The sequence below is a fragment of the Streptomyces sp. NPDC029956 genome (assembly GCF_055574655.1).
In genome coordinates this window covers 78307-99997 of sequence record NZ_JBVHZJ010000021.1, presented here as the reverse complement: position 1 = coordinate 99997, position 21691 = coordinate 78307, and the positions used below count along the sequence as shown (strand labels likewise).

Below are 21691 nucleotides of genomic sequence, written 5' to 3'. Positions count from 1 at the left end.
GGCTCATGACACCCGGCGGGGCGGGCTGTCGTCGTTGCCGCGCCGGAAGGTGCGGGCCGGGCTCCCGGTGGACCAGGTGCGGACGACGAGCTCGTCGCCGTCGACCCAGGTCCGTACGACCTCGGTCGGGTCCACCCGGAAGAGGTGGAACGGCTGGGGCTCGCCCGCGTCGGCGACGTACCGGGCGACGGTCTCCGGGTCGGTGATCTCGACCGCCCGCCCGGAGACACGGACGTCCCCACCGCCCATGTCGGTGCCCGCGCCCAGGTTGGCGAGGAGGGTGAGCCGGGGGTCGCGGCGCAGGTCGAGGGCCTTGCGGGAGCCGGGCATCATGCCGAGCCAGAGCTCGCCGAAGCGGAAGCCCACCTCGATGCCGCTGAGCCGGGGTGAGCCGTCCTCCCGCACGGTGGCGAGGGCGTGGTGGGTGTACTGCCCGAAGCGCTCGCGCACGGTCTCGGCGAATTCGGGTTCGGCGGCCTCGAAGGCCGACCAGGTGGTTCCGGTTCCGGTGTCTCCCATGCGTCCAGGAAACACCGGATACCCGACACCTACTGTCCGGATTGCTCCGGATGTCGTCAGGAGGAGGGGGCGGCGGCGGATTCGGCGCCTGCGGCGGCGCGCTCCGCCTGGCTGCGCTCGACGCAGAACTCGTTGCCCTCCGGGTCGCCCAGGGTCGCCCAGCCGGTGCCGTCCGGGTTCCGGCGGTCGTCGAGGAGGGCCGCGCCGAGGCCGAGGAGCCGCTCGATCTCCTCGTCACGGGTGCGGTCCTGCGGCTGGAGGTCGAGGTGGATGCGGTTCTTGACGGCCTTCGCCTCCGGGACCTGGATGAAGAGGAGCCCGGCCCCGGGCGTCTCGACGAGCACCTCCTCGTCGCCCGGCTCGTCCTCGTGGGAGACCTTGGAGTCGAGGACCTCGGCCCAGAAGGTGGCGAGGGCGTAGGCGTCGGCGCAGTCGATGGTGACGTGTCGTACGAGAGAGGTCATGCGCTCATGATCCACGGCAGTCCTGGTGTGGGCCAACGCTTTCCGGACGCCTTCCACCGGAACGGGCCCACCGCATCGACGGGTTGGACGGGCTCGACAGGTGTCTCCGAGAGGGACTCGACGGGCTCGACGGGAGGGCACGACGGGTTCGACGGTCGACGCCCGGGTTCACGGGCGGACGATTCCCTGCCGTCGAGCCGCGGCCAGCCAGACCGGGAACTCGGCGACGAGCCTGTCGTACAGCTCCGCGTCCGGGACCCGGCTCGGGTCCTGACCCGCGTGGAAGAAACCGGAGTTGTCGACGGGCCGCCTCGCCGGCACGTCCAGCTCGTCGAGCCGGCGCAGGAACTCGAACTGTCGGCTTCCGGGGTCGCCGAAGCCGATGAACTGCCAGAAGATCGGCAGCCGGGCCGCCTTGCACACGTACCGCTCGGCCGCGAGCTTGTTGACCGGCCCGCCGTCGGTCTGGAAGACGACGAGCGCGGGCGCGGTGGAGCCGCTGTCGAGGTAGTGGTCGATGACGGCGTCCATGGCCAGGTGGTAGCTGGTCCTGCCCATGTGCCCGAGCCCGGCGACGATCCGGTCGATCCGGCCGGCGTGGTCGTCCAGCCGGATCTCGGTCTCGGCGTCGATGTCGGTGGAGAAGAAGACCACGGGCACCCGCCCGTCGTCGTCGAGCTGCGCGGAGAGCCCCAGCACCCGGTCGGCCAAGGCCTGGACGGCGCCGCTGGAGTAGTACGGCTTCATCGACCCCGAGTAGTCGACGACGAGGTAGACGGCGACGCGCTGCCCGTCGATCCCGTGGCGTCGCAGCGACTCGCCCGCCTGCTTGTAGAGACTGACGAGCGCGGGTGCGGTCTCCTCGACCTTCCGCAGGCTCAGCGCCATGGACTCTCCCCCTCCGGAAGCTCCGTCCGATCCACCAGGTCTGCCCGGTCCGCCGGGTCCGCCGGGTCCGTCCGGTCCACCCGGCCGGCCCGGTCCACCTGGTCGGGGTCCATCGGCTCGGCCCCCGACCGCCCCTCCAGCCGCTCGATGTCCACGAGCATGGCGTCGGCCAGGTCCCGCTCGGCGGCGTAGTACCGCTGGGCCCAGGTGAGGGTGAGCCGGGGGTACGCCCAGGCCTCGTCCGCCGACGCGTCCGCCGCGTCGGCCTCGGCGCGCAGCCGCATGGTCTCGGCGTACTCCCGGTGCGCGGCGAGGACCTCCCGCATCCGCTCGGGTTCGAGGAGATGGCCGAGCCAGAGCCGGAGCATCGGCCCGTGCTTGAGGACAGGCGGGTCGAGCGGGGCGGTGCGGGCCCAGAGCCGGACGGCGGCGAGGCCCTCGTCGGTGATCCGGTAGACGCGCTTGTCGCGCGAGCCGGCCTCCGGTGCGACCAGCCGAGAGCCGGCGTATCCGGCCTTCTCCAGGCGCTTGAGCTCGCTGTAGATCTGGCTGAACGACGGGCTCCAGTAGAAGAGCCCCAGGGACCGGTCGGACCACTTCTTGAGGTCGTAGCCGGACAACTCCCGCCCGAAGGAGAGCAGTCCGAGCACGGCCCAGCTGGTCGCCGGAAGCACCGGCGCGGTCTCTTCGTCCGCCACGGTCGGCAGTCTACGGCCCTTCCCTCCCCCACCTATGCCTGCTAGAAGTATTTCGATTAGGCATAGTCACTGTGTCCTCTCCGGGAGGAGCTCCCCGTGAAGTTCTCCATGATCTTCGAAGCACAGCTCGTCGACCCGACACCCGCCCGCGAACACCGAGTCATCCACGACTGCGTCGAACAGGCCCTCCTCGCCGAGGAGATGGGCTTCGACCGGGTCTGGGCGGTCGAACACCACTCCCTCACCCAGTACGCCCACATGAGCGCGTCCGAGATCTTCCTGACCTGGGTCGCCGCCCGTACTCGCACCATCCGCATCGGCCACGGCGTGGTCACCATGCCCTTCGGCTACCAGCACCCCGTCCGGGTCGCCGAACGCGCCGCCATGCTCGACGTGCTCTCCGGCGGCCGGGTCGACATCGGCGCCGGACGGGGCGCGACCCGCCAGGAGATGCGGATGTTCGGGGTGCGCCCCGAGGACACCGGGCCGCAGACGGAGGAGGCCCTGCGGATCCTCGCCGCCGCATGGCGCGAGCCGGAGTTCGAGTGGCACGGCTCGCTCGACATCGGCCCCGGCGCGATCCTGCCCCGCCCGGTCCAGCACCCGCACCCGCCGCTCTTCATGGCCTGCTCGCAGCACGCGTCGCTCCGACAGGCGGCCGAACTCGGCATCGGAGCCCTGGTGATGGGCTTCGCGGGCGCCGAGGACGTCCGCGCGATGCGCACGGTGTACGACGGGGCCCTCGCCGCGCGGGACGGGTCGCGGTTCGTCTCCACCGAGGCCAACGACCACTTCTCCGCCCTCTGCCCGACCGTCGTCCTGGACGACGCCGACCGTGCGCTCCGGCTCGGCACCCGGGGCCAGCGCTTCTTCGCCGAGTCGATCGCCCACTGGTACGGCGGGGCGCCCGCGCCCACCGGCTACGCGGAGGACGAGGACCACGCCGGCGCCCTCGCCCGCGAACGGGACCGGTTGATCGCCCGACTGCACGAGGCGAACGTCCCCGCCCGGCCGGTCGACACCGGCACCTACAACACCGACCACGCGTACGGGGACGCCGCCACGGCGATCGCGTACGTCGAACGGCTCCGGGAGATCGGCGTCGACGAGGTGATGTGCCTGATCCAGATGGGAACCGTGCCGCAGGAGGCCTGTCTGGAGACCATCCGCCAGTGGGGCACGAAGGTCCTCCCGCACTTCCGGGCCCTGGACGCCGCCGCGTGAGCGCCCTGGACGGCAAGGCCGTGATCGTGACGGGCGCGGCGCGCGGCCAGGGCGCCGCCGAGGCCCGGCTCCTGGTGGCGGCCGGGGCACGTGTGGTCCTCACCGACGTGCGGGAGGAGGAGGGCCGGACGGTGGCGGCGGACCTCGGCGGGGCGGCGGTCTTCGTCCGTCACGACGTGACGTCGGCGGAGGACTGGCGGGCGGTCACGGACACGGCGGTCACCGCGTACGGCGGGATCGACGGCCTCGTCAACAACGCGGCCCTCTGGCGCACCGCCCCGGTGGAGTCGGAGACGTACGAGAACATCGAACTCCTCCTCCGGGTCAACCTGTTGGGGCCGTTCCTCGGCATCCAGGCCGTGCTGCCCGCGCTCCGCGTGGCGGGCGGCGGCTCGATCGTGAACGTGTCGTCCACGGCGGGCCGGGTCGGCCTCCCCGGCCACGCGGCGTACGGGGCGGGCAAGTTCGGCCTGCGGGGCCTGAGCCGCTCGGCGGCCCGCGACCTCGCCCCGTACGGCGTCCGGGTCAACTCGGTCCACCCGGGCGCCGTCGACACCCCCATGACGGCGGCGGTCGCGACGCACGACTGGTCGCACGTCCCCCTCGGCCGGATGGGCCGCCCGGAGGAGGTCGCGGAGCTGGTCGCCTTCCTGCTCTCGGAGGCGTCGTCGTACGTGACGGGCGCCGAGTTCACGATCGACGGAGGCCTCACCGCATGACGACGACCGGGACGACCGACACACGATGCCCGGACCCCCTCACCCCGGCCGCCCGCGCGCTCTGCGACGCGATGTCGGCGGGCTTCCCGCGCCCGGAGGCGGGCGCGGAGGCGCTGAGGGCGGCGGCACGGGCCCACCTCGGCGAGATGCCGCCGGCGACGTCCGCCTCGGCGAACGGCGTTCCCGTACGGCTCTACGAGGGACAGGAGGACCTCGTGGTCGTCTTCGCCCACGGCGGCGGCTGGGTCCTGTGCGACCTGGACACCCACGACCGCACGTGCCGCGCGCTCGCCGCCCGTACCGGCGCCACCGTCGTCTCCGTCGACTACCGGCGGGCACCGGAGCACCGCTTCCCGGCGGCCGAGGACGACGTGTGCACGGCCCTGGGATGGGCGGCCGGCCGGTATCCGGGTCGCCCGCTGGTCGTGGCCGGCGACAGCAGCGGCGGGAACCTGGCAGCGGCGGCGGCCGTGCGCGCCCGCGACGGAGGCGGCCCGCCGCTGTCGGCCCAGCTCCTCGTCCACCCGGCCCTGGACCACCGCCTGGAGAGCCGGTCGGCCCACGACTTCGCGGAGGGCTGCTTCCACACGACGGCACACATGCGCTGGTACTGGCAGCAGTACGTGGCCCCCGGCGACGACCCGGCGGCGGCCTCCCCCGGCCTGACCCCCGACGTCTCCGGCCTCCCGCCGACGCTCCTCGTCCTCGCCGACTGCGACCCCCTGCGCGACGAGGGCCTCGCCTACGCCCGCCGCCTCTCCGCCGCGGGCACCCGGACCGAGGTCCACCTGCACACGGGCGTGTTCCACGGCTTCCTGGCAGGCAGGGGCGTGCTGCCGGAGGCGGACGCGGCACTGGACGGGGCGGCGGCGTGGCTGAGGACCGTCTCGCGGTGAGAGCCCTGGCCGAGGGCCGAGGGATCCTCCCCGGCCCGGTCGGCTGACCGGCGGCCCGCGTCCGGACGCGCATCGGCGCCCACCCAGTCGTCCGGTCGGGGACATTCGGGGGGCGCCGCGCTCAGTTCCGTACGTCGTTGTACGGGACGTTCTCGGGGTGATCCGGCCGGATCAGACCATCAGCGAACGGTCCGTCGGGCGGATCGGAGCCGGCAGGGAGCTGGCTCCGGTCAGGAAGCGGTCCACGCCCCGGGCGGCCGAGCGGCCCTCGGCGATGGCCCAGACGATGAGCGACTGACCGCGGCCGGCGTCGCCGGCGACGTACACGCCATCGACGTTGGTGGCGAAGTCCGCGTCTCGGGCGATGTTACCCCGCTCGTCGAGGTCCAGACCAAACTGGGCGACCAGGCCGTTCTCGACGTCCGTGCCGGTGAAGCCCATCGCGAGCGTGACCAGCTGGGCGGGGATCCTGCGCTCCGTGCCCGGCTTCTGGGTCAGCTTGCCCTCGACGAACTCGACCTCGATGAGGTGGAGGAACTGGACGTTGCCGTCCTCGTCGCCCTCGAAGTGGGTGGTGGAGACGGAGTAGACCCGCTCGCCGCCCTCCTCGTGCGCGGAGGTGACCTTGTACAGCATGGGGAAGGTCGGCCAGGGCTGACCCGGGTTCCGCTCCTCGCCCGGGCGGGGCATGATCTCCAGCTGCGTGACCGAGGCCGCGCCCTGACGGTGGGCCGTACCGACGCAGTCGGCGCCGGTGTCGCCGCCGCCGATGACGACGACGTGCTTGCCCTCGGCGGTGATCGGCGGGGCGACGAAGTCACCCTCGACGACCTTGTTCGCCAGCGGCAGGTACTCCATCGCCTGGTGGATGCCGTTCAGCTCGCGGCCCGGGACGGGCAGGTCGCGGGCGGTGGTGGCGCCGGCGGCGATGACGACGGCGTCGAACCGCTTGCGCAGGTCCGTCGACGTCAGGTCACGGCCGATCTCGATGCCGGTGCGGAACTTGGTGCCCTCCGCGCGCATCTGCTCGATGCGGCGGTTGATGTGCCGCTTCTCCATCTTGAACTCGGGAATGCCGTAGCGCAGCAGGCCGCCGATGCGGTCGGCGCGCTCGTACACGACCACGGTGTGGCCGGCCCGGGTCAGCTGCTGGGCGGCGGCGAGACCCGCCGGGCCGGAGCCGATGACGGCGGCGGTCTTGCCGGAGAGGCGCTCGGGCACCTGCGGCTTGACGTCGTTCGCGTCCCACGCCTTGTCGATGATGGAGACTTCGACGTTCTTGATGGTGACGGCCGGCTGGTTGATGCCGAGCACGCACGCGGACTCGCACGGCGCCGGGCAGAGGCGGCCGGTGAACTCCGGGAAGTTGTTGGTGGCGTGCAGGCGCTCCTGCGCCGCCGACCAGTCCTCGCGGTAGGCGTAGTCGTTCCACTCGGGGATCAGGTTCCCGAGGGGGCAGCCGTTGTGGCAGAACGGGATGCCGCAGTCCATGCATCGGCCGGCCTGCTTGCTGATGATCGGCAGCAGGGAGCCGGGGACGTAGACCTCGTTCCAGTCCCTGACGCGCTCGCCCACGGGGCGGGTCTCGGCGACTTCGCGCCCGGTGGTCAGGAAGCCCTTGGGGTCAGCCATTGGTCGCCGCCTCCATCATCTTCTCGGTCGTCTCGGCCTCGGAGAGACCGGCGAGCTCAGCGGCGTCCTTGGCGGCGAGCACTGCCTTGTACGTGGTGGGGATGATCTTGCTGAACCGGGCCGCCGCGGCGTCCCAGTCGGCGAGGAGCTTCTCGGCGACCGTCGACGCGGTCTCCTCGAAGTGGCGGCGCACGACATCGTGCAGCCATGCCTTGTCGGTGTCCGACAGGGCCTCGATCGCGCCCAGGTTGCCGGAGTTGACGTTGTCCCGGTCGAGGTCGATGACGTAGGCGACACCGCCTGACATGCCGGCCGCGAAGTTGCGTCCGGTCTCGCCGAGGACGACCGCCGTACCGCCGGTCATGTACTCGCAGCCGTGGTCGCCCACGCCCTCCGAGACGACCAGGGCACCGGAGTTGCGGACGCAGAAGCGCTCGCCGGTGCGGCCGCGGAGGAAGAGTTCGCCGCCGGTCGCGCCGTATCCGATCGTGTTGCCCGCGATCGTCGAGTACTCGGCGAGGTGGTCGGCGCCCCGGTCGGGGCGGACGATCACACGGCCGCCGGAGAGGCCCTTGCCGACGTAGTCGTTGGCGTCGCCCTCCAGGCGGAGGGTGACACCGCTCGGCAGGAAGGCGCCGAACGACTGGCCCGCCGAGCCGGTGAAGGTGATGTCGATGGTGTCGGCCGGGAGGCCGGCGCCGCCGAAGCGCTTCGTCACCTGGTGGCCGAGCATGGTGCCGACCGTGCGGTTGATGTTGCGGATGGCGACCTGGGCGCGGACCGGCTGGGCCTCCTCGGCGGAGGCCGCGTTGAGGGCCTCGGCGGCGAGCTGGATCAGCTCGTTGTCGAGGGCCTTCTCCAGACCGTGGTCCTGCTCGATCAGGGCGTGGCGGACCGCGCCCTCGGGCAGCTCCGGCACGTAGAAGAGCGGCTCCAGGTCGAGACCCTGCGCCTTCCAGTGGGTGACGGCGCGGCTGGTGTCGAGCAGCTCGGCGTGGCCGACGGCCTCTTCGAGGGTGCGGAAGCCCAGCTCGGCGAGGATCTCGCGGACCTCCTCGGCGATGAACTCGAAGAAGTTGACGACGAACTCGGGCTTGCCGGAGAAGCGGTCGCGCAGGACCGGGTTCTGGGTGGCGATGCCGACCGGGCAGGTGTCCAGGTGGCAGACGCGCATCATGACGCAGCCGGAGACGACGAGCGGCGCGGTCGCGAAACCGAACTCCTCGGCGCCGAGCAGCGCGGCGATGACGACGTCGCGGCCGGTCTTGAGCTGGCCGTCGGTCTGGACGACGATCCGGTCGCGCAGGCCGTTGAGCAGCAGCGTCTGCTGGGTCTCGGCGAGGCCGAGCTCCCAGGGGCCGCCCGCGTGCTTGAGCGAGGTGAGCGGCGAGGCGCCCGTGCCGCCGTCGTGGCCGGAGATGAGGACGACGTCCGCGTGGGCCTTGGAGACACCGGCGGCGACCGTGCCGACGCCGACCTCGGAGACCAGCTTCACGTGGATGCGGGCGACCGGGTTGGCGTTCTTGAGGTCGTGGATCAGCTGAGCCAGGTCCTCGATGGAGTAGATGTCGTGGTGCGGCGGCGGCGAGATGAGGCCGACGCCGGGCGTCGAGTGACGCGTCTTGGCGACCCACGGGTAGACCTTGTGGCCGGGCAGCTGGCCGCCCTCGCCGGGCTTGGCGCCCTGGGCCATCTTGATCTGGATGTCGTCGGCGTTGACCAGGTACTCGCTGGTGACGCCGAAGCGGCCGGAGGCGACCTGCTTGATCGCGGAGCGGCGGGCCGGGTCGTAGAGGCGGTCCGGGTCCTCGCCGCCCTCACCGGTGTTGGACTTGGCGCCCAGCTGGTTCATGGCGACGGCGAGGGTCTCGTGCGCCTCGCGGGAGATGGAGCCGTACGACATGGCGCCGGTGGAGAAGCGCTTGACGATCTCGGCGACCGACTCGACCTCGTCGACGGAGATCGCGGGGCGGTCGGAGGTGAAGCCGAAGAGGCCGCGGAGCGTCATGAGGCGCTCGGACTGCTCGTTCACCCGGTCCGTGTACTGCTTGAAGATGTCGTACCGCTTGTTGCGCGTGGCGTGCTGCAGGCGGAAGACGGTCTCCGGGTCGAACAGGTGCGGCTCGCCCTCGCGGCGCCACTGGTACTCGCCGCCGATGTCCAGGAGGCGGTGCGCCGAGGGGACGCCGGAGACGGGGTACGCCTTGGCGTGGCGGGCGGCGACCTCCTTGGCGACGACCTCGAGACCGGCGCCGCCGATCTTGGTGGCCGTGCCGTTGAAGTACGTGGCGACGAAGGTCTCGTCGAGGCCGACGGCCTCGAAGACCTGGGCGCCGCGGTAGGAGGCGACGGTGGAGATGCCCATCTTGGACATGACCTTGAGGACGCCCTTGCCGAGCGCGTAGATCAGGTTCCGGATGGCCTGCTCGGGCTCCAGGCCCTCGATGAAGGTGCCGGCGCGGACCAGGTCCTCGACGGACTCCATGGCGAGGTACGGGTTGACCGCCGCGGCGCCGTAGCCGATGAGCAGGGCGACGTGGTGGACCTCGCGGACGTCACCGGCCTCGACGAGCAGACCCACCTTGGTGCGCTGCTTGGTGCGGATGAGGTGGTGGTGGACGGCCGCGGTGAGCAGCAGCGAGGGGATCGGCGCGTGCTCGGCGTCGGAGTGCCGGTCGGAGAGCACGATGAGGCGGGCGCCGCCCTCGATGGCGGTGTCGGCCTCGGCGCAGATGGCGTCGAGGCGGGCGGCGAGGGCGTCGCCGCCGCCGGAGACCCGGTAGAGGCCGGAGAGGGTCGCGGCCTTCATGCCGGGCATGTCGCCGTCGGCGTTGATGTGGATGAGCTTGGCCAGCTCGTCGTTGTCGATCACCGGGAACGGCAGGGTGACGCTGCGACACGAGGAGGAGGTGGGCTCGAGGAGGTTGCTGCCGGGGCCGAGCGAGGAGCGCAGCGAGGTCACGAGCTCTTCACGGATGGCGTCCAGCGGCGGGTTGGTGACCTGCGCGAACAGCTGGGTGAAGTAGTCGAAGAGCAGCCGCGGGCGGGCGGACAGGGCCGCGATCGGCGAGTCCGTGCCCATGGAGCCGAGGGGCTCGCCGGCGGTGCGGGCCATCGGCGCGAGGATGACGCGGAGCTCTTCCTCGGTGTAGCCGAAGGTCTGCTGGCGGCGGGTGACCGAGGCGTGGGTGTGCACGATGTGCTCGCGCTCGGGGAGGTCGGAGAGCTCGATCTCCCCGGTCTCCAGCCACTCCTCGTACGGGTTCTCGGCGGCGAGGGCCGCCTTGATCTCGTCGTCCTCGACGATGCGGTGCTCGGCGGTGTCGACGAGGAACATCTTGCCGGGCTGGAGGCGGCCCTTGCGGACGACCTTGGCGGGGTCGATGTCGAGGACGCCGACCTCGGAGGAGAGGACGACGAGGCCCTCGTCGGTGACCCAGTAGCGACCGGGGCGCAGTCCGTTGCGGTCGAGGACCGCGCCGACCTGGACGCCGTCGGTGAAGGTGACGCAGGCCGGGCCGTCCCAGGGCTCCATCATCGTGGAGTGGTACTGGTAGAAGGCGCGGCGGGCCGGGTCCATCGTCTCGTGGTTCTCCCACGCCTCCGGGACCATCATCAGGACCGCGTGGGGCAGGGAGCGGCCGCCGAGGTGGAGCAGCTCGAGGACCTCGTCGAAGGAGGCCGAGTCGGAGGCGTCCGGGGTGCAGATCGGGAAGATCCGGTCCAGCGAGCCCTCGCCGAAGACGGCGGAGTCGAGCTGGGCCTCGCGGGCGGTCATCCAGTTCCGGTTGCCCTTGACGGTGTTGATCTCACCGTTGTGGGCGACGAAGCGGTACGGGTGGGCCAGCGGCCAGCTCGGGAAGGTGTTGGTGGAGAACCGGGAGTGGACCAGGGCCACGGCGGTGGCGCAGCGGCGGTCCGACAGGTCCGGGAAGAAGGGCTCCAGCTGGCCGGTGGTCAGCATGCCCTTGTAGACGATGGTGCGGGCGGAGAGCGACGGGAAGTACGTCGCGGCCTCGCGCTCGGCGCGCTTGCGCAGGACGAAGGCCTTGCGGTCGAGCGCGATGCCGGTGGCGTCGCCGGCCGTGGCGGCGACGAAGAGCTGGCGGAAGACCGGCATGGTGGCGCGGGCGGAGGCGCCGAGCAGCTCGGGGGCGACGGGGACCTCACGCCAGCCGAGGACGTTCAGGCCCTCGTCGGCGGCGATCGCCTCGATCTTCGCGACGGTCTCGTCGGTGCCGTCCTCGGGGAGGAAGGCGATGCCGACGGCGTACGCGCCGGCCTCGGGGAGCTCGAATCCGGCGACCTCGCGGAGGAAGGCGTCCGGGACCTGGAGCAGGATGCCGGCGCCGTCACCGGAGTCGGGCTCGGAGCCGGTGGCGCCGCGGTGCTCGAGGTTGCGCAGTACGGTCAGCGCCTGCTCGACCAGCGCGTGGCTGGCTACACCGGTGAGGGTGGCCACGAACCCGACACCACAGGCGTCGTGTTCGTTACGGGGGTCGTACATCCCCTGCGGAGCAGGGCGACCGTCCATGGGCGACCAGGCGTCGGAACGCATCGGCTCTCCCGTCGTCGTCGTGGCTGGGGGCACCTCCCAGACCACGTCTGGGGGAGCTGCTGCCGAGGGACGACGTTGGCCCTCCGCGAAATTTCGTGCAGGTTACATGATGGCTGGTTTCTCGCTAAGTGGATAGCGCATTCCAACATGCGGACACCACCGATACGGAGCGGTGGTGTGGGTTCACCTGTGGTCTGCGAGGTCAGAGGTCTGCCCCGCGGGGGCGGATCGAGGCGATCCGGAGGATCTCCGGGTCGTCGGCGACCCGTCGCTGCATGGGCTTCGTTGCCCAGCGACGCTCATGCCTCATTCCCGTTGGTCACGGATTCGAAACCGCCGAGTAACCGGCTACATATGTGGCGTCGTGCATAGTGTCTCATCGCTTCGGCGGATCGGACCAGGGATATACGTCACAGCCGATACGCCCCTTCTGTCATGAAAAAGCGCCCCGAAAAGACCGAGAGGCCCCTTTGGGGAGCCTCTCGGTCTTTTGTGGGGGTACGGATTCCGTACCCGGCCTCGTACGGATTCCGTACCCGGCCTCGCATGCGTGCGGGGCCGGGTGGTCCGTACGGGCGGACCGCAGCGCGGGCGGGCTACAGCGCGGCCCCGAGGAGCATGCCGAGCCCGTACGTGACGGCCGCGGCCGCGCCGCCGAGGACCAGCTGACGCAGACCGCTGAAGAGCCAGCCGCGCGCGGTCACCCGGGCCACGAGCGCCCCGCAGGCGAAGAGCCCGACGAGCGCGAGCAGCACGGCCGGCCAGAGGGCGGTCGCCCCGAGCAGGAACGGCAGCACGGGGAGGAGCGCGCCGAGCGCGAAGGAGCCGAAGGACGAGACCGCGGCGACCATCGGCGACGGCAGGTCGTCCGGGTCGATGCCGAGCTCCTCACGGGCGTGGATCTCCAGGGCCTGCTCGGGGTCCTTCGACAACTGCATCGCGACCTCGCGGGCCAGCGCGGGCTCGACGCCCCGGGAGACGTAGAGCGCGGCGAGCTCCTCCATCTCGTCGATGGGGTGCTTGCGCAACTGACGCCGCTCGACGTCCAGTTCCGCCTGGACGAGTTCACGCTGCGAGGCGACGGAGGTGTACTCGCCGGCCGCCATGGAGAAGGCGCCGGCCGCGAGCCCCGCGAGTCCGGTGATGACGACGGTCTGCGTGGAGACCGCGCCGCCGGCGACGCCGGTCATCAGGGCGAGGTTGGAGACCAGTCCGTCCATCGCGCCGAACACCGCCGGACGCAGCCAACCGCCGTTCACGTCACGGTGCGTGTGGTTGTCGCGGTGGGCCTCGTGCAGTGACGCCTGAGCTTCGATGATGGACATGGCTCTCCCCTCGTTCCGGCGGGCCGGGTTGCTCCCGCCGCCCCAACTCCCTCGAAAATACGCGCGATGTAAGGGGCGCGCCAGCAAGGCAGGCCGTACTTACTAAGGCGTGCCTTGCTGCGTGAACCGGGTTCTGGCGAGGTGTCAGGCGGGTGACAGAGACGTTTCTTCGGCGAGTTCCCGGTCCGTCGTGGCACAGATCCAGGCATCGGGGCGCCGTCGATGCGCCCCCACCGAGGAAGGGGCCACGGACATGGTGACCACCACGGCATGCGATACGCGCGAACGGGCGAGAGGGGCGCTCCTCGGCCTCGCCGTCGGCGACGCGCTCGGCGCGCCCGCCGAGAACATGCGCCCTTCCGAGATCCGCCGCCGCTGGGGCCGGATCGAGGGCTTCGTGACGGACAGCCCGGCGGGCACGGACGACACCGAGTACGCCATCTTCTCGGCGCTGCTCCTCGCCCGGCACGGCTCGGCCCTCACCGTCCACCACGTCGAACGGGCCTGGCACCACTGGATCGCCGATCTCGACGAAGGCCCGTTCCGCGGTGCGGGCTTCTCGGAGCGCGGCACCCTGGAGAACCTCCGCCGGGGCCTCGCCGCGCCGATCTCCGCCCAGCACCGGCACGCCTGGAGCGACGGTCTCGCCATGCGGGCGGCGCCGTTCGGCGTGTTCGCGGCGGGCCGCCCGGCGGAGGCGGCCCGGCTGGTCGCGATCGACGGCAGCGTCAGCCACGACGGCGAGGGCATCTACGGCGGCCAGGCGGTCGCGGCGGGGGTCGCGGCGGCGATGGCGGGAGCGGGGGTGACCTCGGTGATCGCGGCGGCCCTCTCGGCCGTCCCGATGGACTCGTGGACGGCCCGGTCGCTGCGCCGCGCGGTGGTCGCCGCCCAGCGCGTCCAGCCGGACCCGCTGACCCGCGAGCGCCAGGTCCGCTCGGCGGTCGTCATCGGCGGCTACCCGTGGACGGACCTGGCTCCGGAGGCGGTGGGCCTGGCGTTCGGCGCCTTCGCGGCAGCGCGGGGCGACTTCCGTACGGCGGTCCTGACGGCCGTCAACATGGGCCGCGACGCCGACACCACGGCGGCGGTGGCGGGCGCGCTGGCGGGCGCGGCCGGCGGAGTGCGGTCGATCCCCGAGGAGTGGGCCTCGGCCATCACCCCGGTCACGGGCAGCTGCCTCCCGTCGATGCGCGGCTACCACGTCCTGGACGTGGCGGACCTTCTGACCCCGGAGGGGGAATCCTGATGAGCGGAGACACGACGACGGACACGTTCCCGCCCCGCGCGGATGCCTTCCCGCCCGCAGCCGACACCTTCCCGTCCACCGCAGGCGCCATCCTGCCGGCCGCGGACACCGCCCCGCCCCGCGCGGACACCGCCCCGCCCGCAGCGGACGTCTTCCCTTCGCCAGCGGACACCGTCCCGCCCGCCCCGGACGCCTTCCCGCCCGCTGCGGACGCCTTCCCTGCGCCAGCGGACACCGTCCCGCCCGCCCCGGACGCCTTCCGGTCCGCCGCGGGCGCGGCCGACGCCGCCACCACCGTGGGCGATCGTCCGGCAGGACGGTGGGGGCACTCCCGGACGGAGTCCGGAGCAGAGCGGGCACTGCACCCGGTGCCGGGTCCCGGTCCCTTGCCCGGCGACCCACGGGACACGGTGCCGGCGGCCGACCCGCTGGGGCTCGCCCCGAAGCCCCCGGCGCCGGTCCGCGGCACGGGTTCCTGGGGCGGCACCCAGGAGGCCCCGCACCCCGAGGACCTCCGCAGAGCCACGCGCGACGCGGTCGAGGGCCTCCTCCTCGGCCTCGCCGCAGGCGACGCCGCGGGGTGGCCGGCCGCCAGGCACCGCGCCGCCCGCATGCCCGAATGGACCCGCCGGCTCACCCGCGAGCTCGACACCTTCGCCGAGCAGAACGCCACGACCACCCTCCCCGTCCCCATCGCCCTCAACCAGCCCCCCGAGCCCCTCCGTCTCGGCCCCTCCGACGACGCCGAATGGGCGGTCTTCACCGCGGAGGCGATCCTCACCGCCTCGGGCCCGGTCCTCACCGGCCTCCCCGCGGAGCGCCGTCTCCGCGCCGCCGTCGACCTCGCCTGGAACGCCCTCGCCGGACAGGTCGCCGCCGCGGCGGAACGGGCTCCCGAGGTCGAGTCCGCCGTTCTCCCGCTCCGCGCCCGGATCTCCGTCCGCGCGGGCCTCGGCAATCTCGCGACCGGTCTGCGTCCCCCCGCGACCGGCCACGACAACCCGCACTTCTTCGACGACGCGGCCTGCGTCCGGGCCGTCGTGCTGGCCGTGGTCCACCCCGGCGCCCCCCGTGCCGCAGCCGAACTCGCCGAGTTCGACGCCCGGTACACCCAGGACGGCGACGGCGTCCACGGTGCCCGCGCGATGGCGGCGGCCGTCGCCGCGGCCCTCGGCGGGGCGGCGGTCGACGAGGCCGTCGAGGCGGCGCTCGCCGAACTCCCGCCCGTCACCGAGATCGGCCGCAACGCCCGGTACGCGGTGAAGCTGGCCCGGACCGCGGCCTCGGCCTTCGAGCTGGTCCCGCTCCTGGAGCACCAGATCGTGGACCACGTCTACAGCTACGGCATCGCCGCCGCCGAGACCGTCCCGGTGGCGCTCGCCCTGGCGACCGCCGCCCGGGGCGAGATGACGGCCGCGGTCCCGGCCGCCGCCTGTCTCTCCCGGGTCGCCGACTCCGCGCCCGCGCTGGCCGGAGCGCTCACCGGGGCGCTGGGCGGGGGCCGTTCGGTGCCGGCGAGCTGGCGCGAGGCGTGCCGGACCCTCGCGGGCTGCGCGCTGCCCCGACTCGCGGGAACGGATCTGGTCGAACTCGCCGGGCTGCTCGCAGCCACGGAACCACCCACCCCGGGTGGACAATCCCGACATGACACCCACAACACCCCAAGCAGTGACGCCCCCACTGGATGACCGGATCACCGGCAGTCTCCTCGGGGCCGCCGTCGGCGACGCGCTCGGCGGCCCCGTCGAGGGCTACACCCCCCAGCAGATCCTGGAACGCCACGGCGGCCGCGTCACCGGGATCGTCGGCCCGTGGAACGGCGACGAGTGGCGTACCGCCCGCCCCATCGCCCCGTACCACAAGGGCGACGGGCACGTCACCGACGACACCTTGATGACCCATGCGCTGATCCGGGTGTACGAGAAGGTCCGCGGCCACCTCGACGCGTACGCGGTCGCGGACCACCTCGTCCCGGACCTCATGGGCAACCCCGTCTGGATCCCGGAGCTGGAGGCGGAGGCCCTCCCGCTCCAGCGGATCTTCCTGGCGGAGAAGTGGCTGGTGGCACGCATCCACTACGGCCATGTGGACCCGCGCGAGGCCGGCAGCGGCAACATCGTCAACTGCGGTGCCGCGATGTACATGGCACCGGTCGGGCTCGTCAACGCCGCCCACCCCGAGGCCGCGTACGCCGAGGCCCTCGACATCGCGGGCGCGCACCAGTCCTCGTACGGCCGCGAGGCTGCGGGAGTGTTCGCGGCGGCGGTGGCGGCGGCGTGCGTCCCCGGTGCCACGCCGGAATCCGTGGTCGACACGGCCCTGTCGCTGGCGAAGGACGGAACACGGGCGGCGATCGAGGAGGTCGCGGAAGTGGCTTCCCGGCACCGGGACTTCGAGTCGGCGCTGACGCCGCTCCGCAAGGCGGTCGCCCCCTTCGACTCGGTCGGCCCCGACTACCGCTCCCCCTCCCTCGGCGCCCGTCGCCCCTCCCGCCTCCACGCGATCGAGGAACTCCCGATCGCCCTCGGCATGCTGCTCGTCGGAGAGGGCGACTACCGGCGTACGGTCCTGGGCTCCGTCAACTACGGCCGTGACTGCGACTCGATCGCCACGATGGCGGGCGCGATCGTGGGCGCGCTGCACGGGGAGCAGGCGGTGCCGGCGGAGTGGGCGAAGCGGGTGGCGGAGGCGAGCCGGCTGGACCTGCACGCCCCGGCGCGGGCCCTGACGGAGGTGACCCACGAGATCTTCGCCCAGGACAGGAGACACCGCCGGGCCCACGAGCAGGCGTTCGCGACCCTGACGGGCACGGCCGCCCGATGAACCTCCGCCTGACCTGGGTCCAGCCGGAGGACCTCCTGGGCCATGAACTCCGCCAGGCGGCGGAGGACGGCCGGGACGCCCGCGCCGTCGCGGCCCGCTGGGCCGCGGCGGGCGGCCCGCCCGCCCCGCGTACGGCCGGCGCTTCCGAGGCACCCCTCCCGGAGCTCCGCCCCCTGGCGGACTCCCTCCTCACCGCCCTGTCGGCCCTCCCCACCCCCCTGTCGGCGCGGGAGCCGACCGACCTCGCCGGGATCCGTGCCCTCACCGCCGTGGGCCATCGGCCCGCAGTGCGGCGGGGGCGGCCCCGGGAGGAGCCCGGGGAGGGGCGGGCACAGCACACGGTGCCGGGTCCCGGCTCCCCCGCCCCCGCCCCCGCCCCCGCCCCCGCCCCCGCCCGACGGGACCACCCCGCCCCCGCTGCCGGGGGCGAGGACACCACCCTGCGCGACCGTCTGCACGCCGCCTGGCTCGGCCGAGCCGCCGGCTGTCTCCTCGGCAAGCCCGTCGAGAAGCTCCCCCTCACCGCCATCCGCGACCTCGCCCGCGCCACCGGCAACTGGCCCCTCTCCACCTGGTTCACCGCCCGCGGCGTCCCGCCCGAGCTGCTCGCCGCCCACCCCTGGAACCGCCGCTCCGCCCTCACCTCCCTCGCCGAGAACATCGACGGGATGCCCGAGGACGACGACCTCAACTACCCCCTCCTCAACCTGCTGCTCCTCCAGCGCCACGGCCGCGGCTTCACCACCGCCGACGTCGCCCGCCTCTGGCTCGACGAGCTTCCCGCCGGCCGCACGTTCACGGCCGAGCGCGTGGCCTACCGCAATCTCCTCGACGGGATCGAACCCCCGCTGACCGCCGTCCACCGCAACCCGTTCCGCGAGTGGATCGGCGCCCAGATCCGGGCCGACGTCCACGGCTGGACCCACCCGGGCGACCCGGTCGCCGCCGCCGGGCAGGCGTACCGGGACGCGACCCTCACCCACACGGCGAACGGCGTCTACGGCGCCATGTTCGTCGCCGCCACCCTCGCCACCGCCGCGACCGGCGCCGCCGACGTCCACCGGTCGCTCGCCGAGGGCCTCGCCGTGATCCCCCCGCGTTCCCGCCTCGCGCAGGCCGTCCGCCGAGGCATCGGACTCGCCCACGACACCCCCGACTTCGACACCGTGGTCGACCGCCTGCACACCGAACTCGGCGGGTACCACTGGGTGCATGCCGTCCCCAACGCCGCCCTGCTCGCCGCCGCCCTCACCCACGCCGACGGCGACTTCACCCGCTCCATCTGCGCGGCGGTCTCCGGCGGCTGGGACACCGACTCCAACGGCGCCACCGCCGGTTCGGTCGCCGGGCTGCTCGCCGGGCACCCCGACCGGCTGCCGGAACGCTGGACCTCCCCCCTCAAGAACCGTCTCGCGACCTCCGTCCCGTCCTTCGACGGCATCGGCTTCGACACCCTGGCCGAACTGACCCACCTGGAGGCAGTACGCCCATGACCAGCATCGTCGTACTCGGCAGCACCAACATGGACCTCGTCGCCTACGTCCAGAGAGCCCCGGCCCTCGGCGAAACCGTCACCGGCCGCGCCTTCCGTACGATCCCCGGCGGCAAGGGCGCCAACCAGGCCGTCGCCGCCGCGCGCGCCGGCGGCGAGGTGTCGATGATCGGCGCGGTCGGCGCCGACGACTTCGGCACCCGGCTCCGGGCCACCCTCGAACACTGCTCGGTGGACACCGACCTCCTGCGCACCGCCGAGGGCGCCTCCGGCACCGCGCACATCGTCGTCGACGACGAGGGCGGCAACGCGATCGTCGTCGTCCCCGGCGCGAACGGCACCGTCACCTCCCTCGACCACGGCGACGAGGCCCTCATCGGCACCGCCGACACCCTGCTCCTCCAGCTCGAACTCCCCCTCTCCGTCGTCGTGGAGGGCGCCGCGACCGCCCGCCGCCTCGGCGTCCGTACCGTCCTCACGCCCGCGCCCGTCCAGCCACTCCCTCCCGAACTGCTCGCCACCATCGACCTTTTGGTGCCCAACGAACACGAGGCCGCCGCGCTCACCGGCCTGACCGACCCCCGCGAGTCCGCCCTCGCCCTGCTCCGGGACGTCCCCGAGGTCGTCGTCACCCTGGGGGCGGCCGGCAGCCTGTACGCGGTGCGGGGCGCCGATCCGGTGCTGGTGCCCGCGCCCCGGGTCCGGGCCGTGGACACCACCGCGGCCGGCGACACCTTCGTCGGAGCGCTGGTGGTCGCCCTCGGCGAGGGACGCCCCGCCCCCGAGGCCCTCGCCTGGGCGGGAGCCGCCGCCGCGCTCTCCGTCCAGCGCGAGGGCGCGTCGACGTCGATGCCCTACCGCACGGAGATCGAGGCCGCCTTCGGCTCCCTCGGCGGGACCGAGGACACGGACGAGAAGGAGACCGACCCCGCATGACCCCCACGCAGCACAGCTCCATGCCACCGCACAGCTCCACGCCGCCGCACACCCCCACCTCGCCCACCTCGCCCGCTCCGACCGCCCCGGCCGGGCCCACCGCCGCCCCCGCTCCGCAGGCGCCCCTGCACGGTCTGCGCGTCCTGGATCTCGCGACCCTCTTCGCCGGCCCCCTCGCCGCGACGATGCTCGGCGACTTCGGCGCCGACGTCGTCAAGGTCGAGCACCCCCGCAAGCCCGACCCGTCCCGCGGACACGGCCCCGCCAAGGACGGCATCGGTCTCTGGTGGAAGGTCCTCGGCCGCAACAAGCGGACGATCACCCTCGATCTGTCGGCCCCCGGCGGCCGTGACACCCTTCTCGCGCTCGCCGCCGACGCCGACGTGATCGTGGAGAACTTCCGCCCCGGCACCCTGGAACGCTGGGGTCTCGGCTGGGAGGAGCTCTCCACCGTCAACCCGCGCCTGGTCCTCGCCCGGGTCACCGGCTTCGGCCAGTTCGGCCCGTACGCCCACCGCCCCGGCTTCGGCACCCTCGCCGAGGCGATGAGCGGTTTCGCCGCCATCACCGGCGAGCCCGAGGGCCCGCCCACCCTGCCCCCCTTCGGCCTGGCCGACTCGATCGCCGCCCTGGCCACGGCGTACGCGGTGATGACCGCGCTCACCGCGAGGACCACGACCGGACGCGGCCAGGTCGTCGACATGGCGATCATCGAACCGATGCTCTCGGTCATCGGGCCCCACTCCCTCTGGTACGACCAGCTCGGCTATGTCCAGCCCCGAACGGGCAACCGCTCCCGCAACAACGCCCCCCGCAACACGTACCGCACCTCGGACGACTCCTGGGTCGCCGTCTCCACCTCCGCCCAGTCCATCGCCGAGCGCGTCATGGTCCTGGTGGGCCGCCCCGATCTGATCGACGAGCCGTGGTTCGCCGACGGCACGGGACGGGCCGAGCACGCGGACGTCCTGGACGAGGTGGTCGGCTCGTGGATCGCCCGCCACACCCGGGACGAGGCGATGGCCGCGTTCGAGAAGGCCGAGGCGGCGATCGCCCCGGTCTACGACATCCGGGACGTCGTCGCCGACCCCCAGTACCAGGCGCTCGGCACCGTCACCGAGGTGCAGGACCCCGAACTCGGCCCGATCAAGATGCAGAACGTCCTCTTCCGCCTCTCCGAGACGCCCGGCGCCATCCGCTGGCCCGGCCGGCCCCACGGCGCCGACACGACCGCCGTCCTCTCCGAGATCGGCCTCACGCCTGCCGAGATCGGCAGCCTCCGCGAGCAGGGAGCGGTATGAGCCACATCAGCGAGACCCCGGCCCGCACGAACGGCACGACGCGCCGCTCGCCCTGGCCACCCGCTCTCACCTGGCTGTACGCCCCCGGCGACCGCCCCGACGTGGTCCGCAAGGCCCTGACCTCCGGCGCCGACGTCGTCATCGTCGATCTGGAGGACGCGGTCGCCCCGCACCGCAAGGCGTACGCCCTCGACGCCACGGCCGACCTGCTCGCGGACCCGCACCCCGTCCCGGTCCACGTCCGCGTCCACACCCCGCGCGACATCCCCACCCTGGCCCTCCTCCCCGGCCTCCACGGTCTTCGTGTCCCCAAGGTGACACACGCCACTGACATCCACCGGCTCGTCGAGCTCGCCCCGGGCCTCCCGCTCTACCCGCTCCTGGAGAACGCCCTGGCCGTCGAGCACGCGTACGCCATCGCCACCGCCCACCCCGCCGTCCGCGGCATCGCGCTCGGCGAGGCCGATCTCCGCGCGGACCTGGGGGTGCCGGAGGACTGCGGCCTGGACTGGTCGCGCGGCCGGGTGGTGATCGCGGCCCGCGCGGCCGCCCTCCCGCCCCCCGCCCAGTCGGTCCATCCCGACATCGGCGACCTGGAGGCGCTGGCCGCGGGCTGCGCACGGGGCCGGGCCATGGGCTTCTTCGGCCGGGCGGCCATCCACCCCCGCCAGCTCCCGGTCATCGAGCGCGCCTATCTCCCCACCCCCGAGGAGGTCGACGCGGCGCGGGAGGTCGTCGCGGCGGCCGGCCCGGAGCGGGGCGCCCTCGCCCTCCCCGACGGGCGCTTCGTGGACGCGGCGGTGGTCGCGGGCGCCCACCGGACCCTCGCCCTCGCGACCCGGACGGCCTGACTCCGGCATCCGGTCATGCGTCCGGGTCCGTACCCGGGCACGCGCCGGGTCCCGTGTCCGGACGCCCGACTCCCGTACCCGGGCATGCGGAAGGGCCGCCGGGACCTCGCGGTCCC

16 protein-coding genes and 1 pseudogene are annotated in these 21691 nt (G+C 73.2%); 10 read left to right on the top strand and 7 right to left on the bottom strand.

Annotated features, from left to right (window positions below; genetic code table 11):
* Nucleotides 1–3: 3 nt before the first annotated feature.
* The 4 genes and pseudogenes from ACZ4XX_RS19055 to ACZ4XX_RS19040 all read right to left on the bottom strand — a co-directional run.
* On the bottom strand, nt 4–519 hold the full coding sequence (locus tag ACZ4XX_RS19055; RefSeq protein ID WP_468509011.1) for a pyridoxamine 5'-phosphate oxidase family protein: 516 nt from the start codon (nt 517–519) through the stop codon (nt 4–6).
* 56 nt (nt 520–575) lie between these two features.
* Nucleotides 576–983, bottom strand: a complete 408-nt coding sequence (locus ACZ4XX_RS19050) for a VOC family protein (RefSeq protein ID WP_468509010.1) — start codon at nt 981–983, stop codon at nt 576–578.
* 168 nt (nt 984–1151) lie between these two features.
* Nucleotides 1152–1871 carry a vWA domain-containing protein gene (locus tag ACZ4XX_RS19045; protein WP_468509009.1) on the bottom strand — a complete coding sequence of 240 codons (720 nt, stop codon included), beginning with the start codon at nt 1869–1871 and terminating at the stop codon, nt 1152–1154.
* Nucleotides 1872–1993: 122 nt separating this feature from the next.
* Nucleotides 1994–2569 (bottom strand): annotated as a pseudogene (locus tag ACZ4XX_RS19040) (helix-turn-helix transcriptional regulator); the annotation flags it as partial.
* 96 nt (nt 2570–2665) lie between these two features.
* Between ACZ4XX_RS19040 and ACZ4XX_RS19035 the strand changes: the two are divergent.
* From ACZ4XX_RS19035 to ACZ4XX_RS19025, 3 genes are read left to right on the top strand one after another with little or no spacing between them, the layout of a single operon-like run.
* A complete protein-coding gene (locus ACZ4XX_RS19035; RefSeq protein ID WP_468509008.1) occupies nt 2666–3793 on the top strand; it encodes an LLM class flavin-dependent oxidoreductase in 1128 nt (375 codons plus the stop codon).
* Nucleotides 3790–4512, top strand: coding sequence for an SDR family NAD(P)-dependent oxidoreductase (locus ACZ4XX_RS19030; RefSeq protein WP_468509007.1), 723 nt, complete (start codon nt 3790–3792; stop codon nt 4510–4512). Before ACZ4XX_RS19035 ends, ACZ4XX_RS19030 begins: the two co-directional genes overlap by 4 nt.
* Nucleotides 4509–5408 carry an alpha/beta hydrolase gene (locus ACZ4XX_RS19025; RefSeq protein ID WP_468509006.1) on the top strand — a complete coding sequence of 300 codons (900 nt, stop codon included), beginning with the start codon at nt 4509–4511 and terminating at the stop codon, nt 5406–5408. Before ACZ4XX_RS19030 ends, ACZ4XX_RS19025 begins: the two co-directional genes overlap by 4 nt.
* A 171-nt stretch (nt 5409–5579) precedes the next feature.
* Here the strand turns inward: ACZ4XX_RS19025 and ACZ4XX_RS19020 are convergent, their stop codons facing one another.
* From ACZ4XX_RS19020 to ACZ4XX_RS19010, 3 genes are all read right to left on the bottom strand, one after another.
* Nucleotides 5580–7040 carry a glutamate synthase subunit beta gene (locus tag ACZ4XX_RS19020; RefSeq protein WP_468509005.1) on the bottom strand — a complete coding sequence of 487 codons (1461 nt, stop codon included), beginning with the start codon at nt 7038–7040 and terminating at the stop codon, nt 5580–5582.
* A complete protein-coding gene (gene gltB, locus ACZ4XX_RS19015) occupies nt 7033–11598 on the bottom strand; it encodes a glutamate synthase large subunit (RefSeq protein WP_468509004.1) in 4566 nt (1521 codons plus the stop codon). Before gltB ends, ACZ4XX_RS19020 begins: the two co-directional genes overlap by 8 nt.
* A 596-nt stretch (nt 11599–12194) precedes the next feature.
* Nucleotides 12195–12923 carry a VIT1/CCC1 transporter family protein gene (locus ACZ4XX_RS19010; RefSeq protein ID WP_468509003.1) on the bottom strand — a complete coding sequence of 243 codons (729 nt, stop codon included), beginning with the start codon at nt 12921–12923 and terminating at the stop codon, nt 12195–12197.
* A 253-nt stretch (nt 12924–13176) separates the two neighbouring features.
* On the opposite strand from ACZ4XX_RS19010, the gene ACZ4XX_RS19005 reads away from it, so the two are divergent.
* The 7 genes from ACZ4XX_RS19005 (at nt 13177) to ACZ4XX_RS18975 (ending at nt 21575) form a co-directional block, all read left to right on the top strand.
* Nucleotides 13177–14172, top strand: a complete 996-nt coding sequence (locus ACZ4XX_RS19005) for an ADP-ribosylglycohydrolase family protein (RefSeq protein WP_383584480.1) — start codon at nt 13177–13179, stop codon at nt 14170–14172.
* 368 nt (nt 14173–14540) lie between these two features.
* A complete protein-coding gene (locus tag ACZ4XX_RS19000) occupies nt 14541–15860 on the top strand; it encodes an ADP-ribosylglycohydrolase family protein (protein WP_468509038.1) in 1320 nt (439 codons plus the stop codon).
* On the top strand, nt 15817–16995 hold the full coding sequence (locus ACZ4XX_RS18995) for an ADP-ribosylglycohydrolase family protein (protein WP_468509002.1): 1179 nt from the start codon (nt 15817–15819) through the stop codon (nt 16993–16995). The genes ACZ4XX_RS19000 and ACZ4XX_RS18995 overlap by 44 nt, the downstream gene beginning before the upstream one ends.
* Nucleotides 16992–18488, top strand: a complete 1497-nt coding sequence (locus ACZ4XX_RS18990) for an ADP-ribosylglycohydrolase family protein (protein WP_468509001.1) — start codon at nt 16992–16994, stop codon at nt 18486–18488. Before ACZ4XX_RS18995 ends, ACZ4XX_RS18990 begins: the two co-directional genes overlap by 4 nt.
* A complete protein-coding gene (gene rbsK / locus ACZ4XX_RS18985; protein ID WP_468509000.1) occupies nt 18485–19423 on the top strand; it encodes a ribokinase in 939 nt (312 codons plus the stop codon). The genes ACZ4XX_RS18990 and rbsK overlap by 4 nt, the downstream gene beginning before the upstream one ends.
* Complete coding sequence (locus tag ACZ4XX_RS18980) at nt 19420–20724, top strand: CaiB/BaiF CoA transferase family protein (RefSeq protein ID WP_468508999.1); 1305 nt, start codon at nt 19420–19422, stop codon at nt 20722–20724. Before rbsK ends, ACZ4XX_RS18980 begins: the two co-directional genes overlap by 4 nt.
* Nucleotides 20721–21575, top strand: a complete 855-nt coding sequence (locus ACZ4XX_RS18975; protein WP_468508998.1) for an HpcH/HpaI aldolase/citrate lyase family protein — start codon at nt 20721–20723, stop codon at nt 21573–21575. Before ACZ4XX_RS18980 ends, ACZ4XX_RS18975 begins: the two co-directional genes overlap by 4 nt.
* Nucleotides 21576–21691: the final 116 nt, after the last annotated feature.

Coding starts and splice junctions, on each gene's coding strand:
- ACZ4XX_RS19055 (WP_468509011.1), bottom strand. CDS start 519: ATGGGAGACACCGGAACCGGAACCACCTGGTCGGCCTTCGAGGCCGCC.
- ACZ4XX_RS19050 (WP_468509010.1), bottom strand. CDS start 983: ATGACCTCTCTCGTACGACACGTCACCATCGACTGCGCCGACGCCTAC.
- ACZ4XX_RS19045 (WP_468509009.1), bottom strand. CDS start 1,871: ATGGCGCTGAGCCTGCGGAAGGTCGAGGAGACCGCACCCGCGCTCGTC.
- ACZ4XX_RS19025 (WP_468509006.1), top strand. CDS start 4,509: ATGACGACGACCGGGACGACCGACACACGATGCCCGGACCCCCTCACC.
- ACZ4XX_RS19020 (WP_468509005.1), bottom strand. CDS start 7,040: ATGGCTGACCCCAAGGGCTTCCTGACCACCGGGCGCGAAGTCGCCGAG.
- gltB (WP_468509004.1), bottom strand. CDS start 11,598: ATGCGTTCCGACGCCTGGTCGCCCATGGACGGTCGCCCTGCTCCGCAG.
- ACZ4XX_RS19010 (WP_468509003.1), bottom strand. CDS start 12,923: ATGTCCATCATCGAAGCTCAGGCGTCACTGCACGAGGCCCACCGCGAC.
- ACZ4XX_RS19005 (WP_383584480.1), top strand. CDS start 13,177: ATGGTGACCACCACGGCATGCGATACGCGCGAACGGGCGAGAGGGGCG.
- ACZ4XX_RS18995 (WP_468509002.1), top strand. CDS start 15,817: ATGACACCCACAACACCCCAAGCAGTGACGCCCCCACTGGATGACCGG.
- ACZ4XX_RS18990 (WP_468509001.1), top strand. CDS start 16,992: ATGAACCTCCGCCTGACCTGGGTCCAGCCGGAGGACCTCCTGGGCCAT.
- rbsK (WP_468509000.1), top strand. CDS start 18,485: ATGACCAGCATCGTCGTACTCGGCAGCACCAACATGGACCTCGTCGCC.
- ACZ4XX_RS18980 (WP_468508999.1), top strand. CDS start 19,420: ATGACCCCCACGCAGCACAGCTCCATGCCACCGCACAGCTCCACGCCG.
- ACZ4XX_RS18975 (WP_468508998.1), top strand. CDS start 20,721: ATGAGCCACATCAGCGAGACCCCGGCCCGCACGAACGGCACGACGCGC.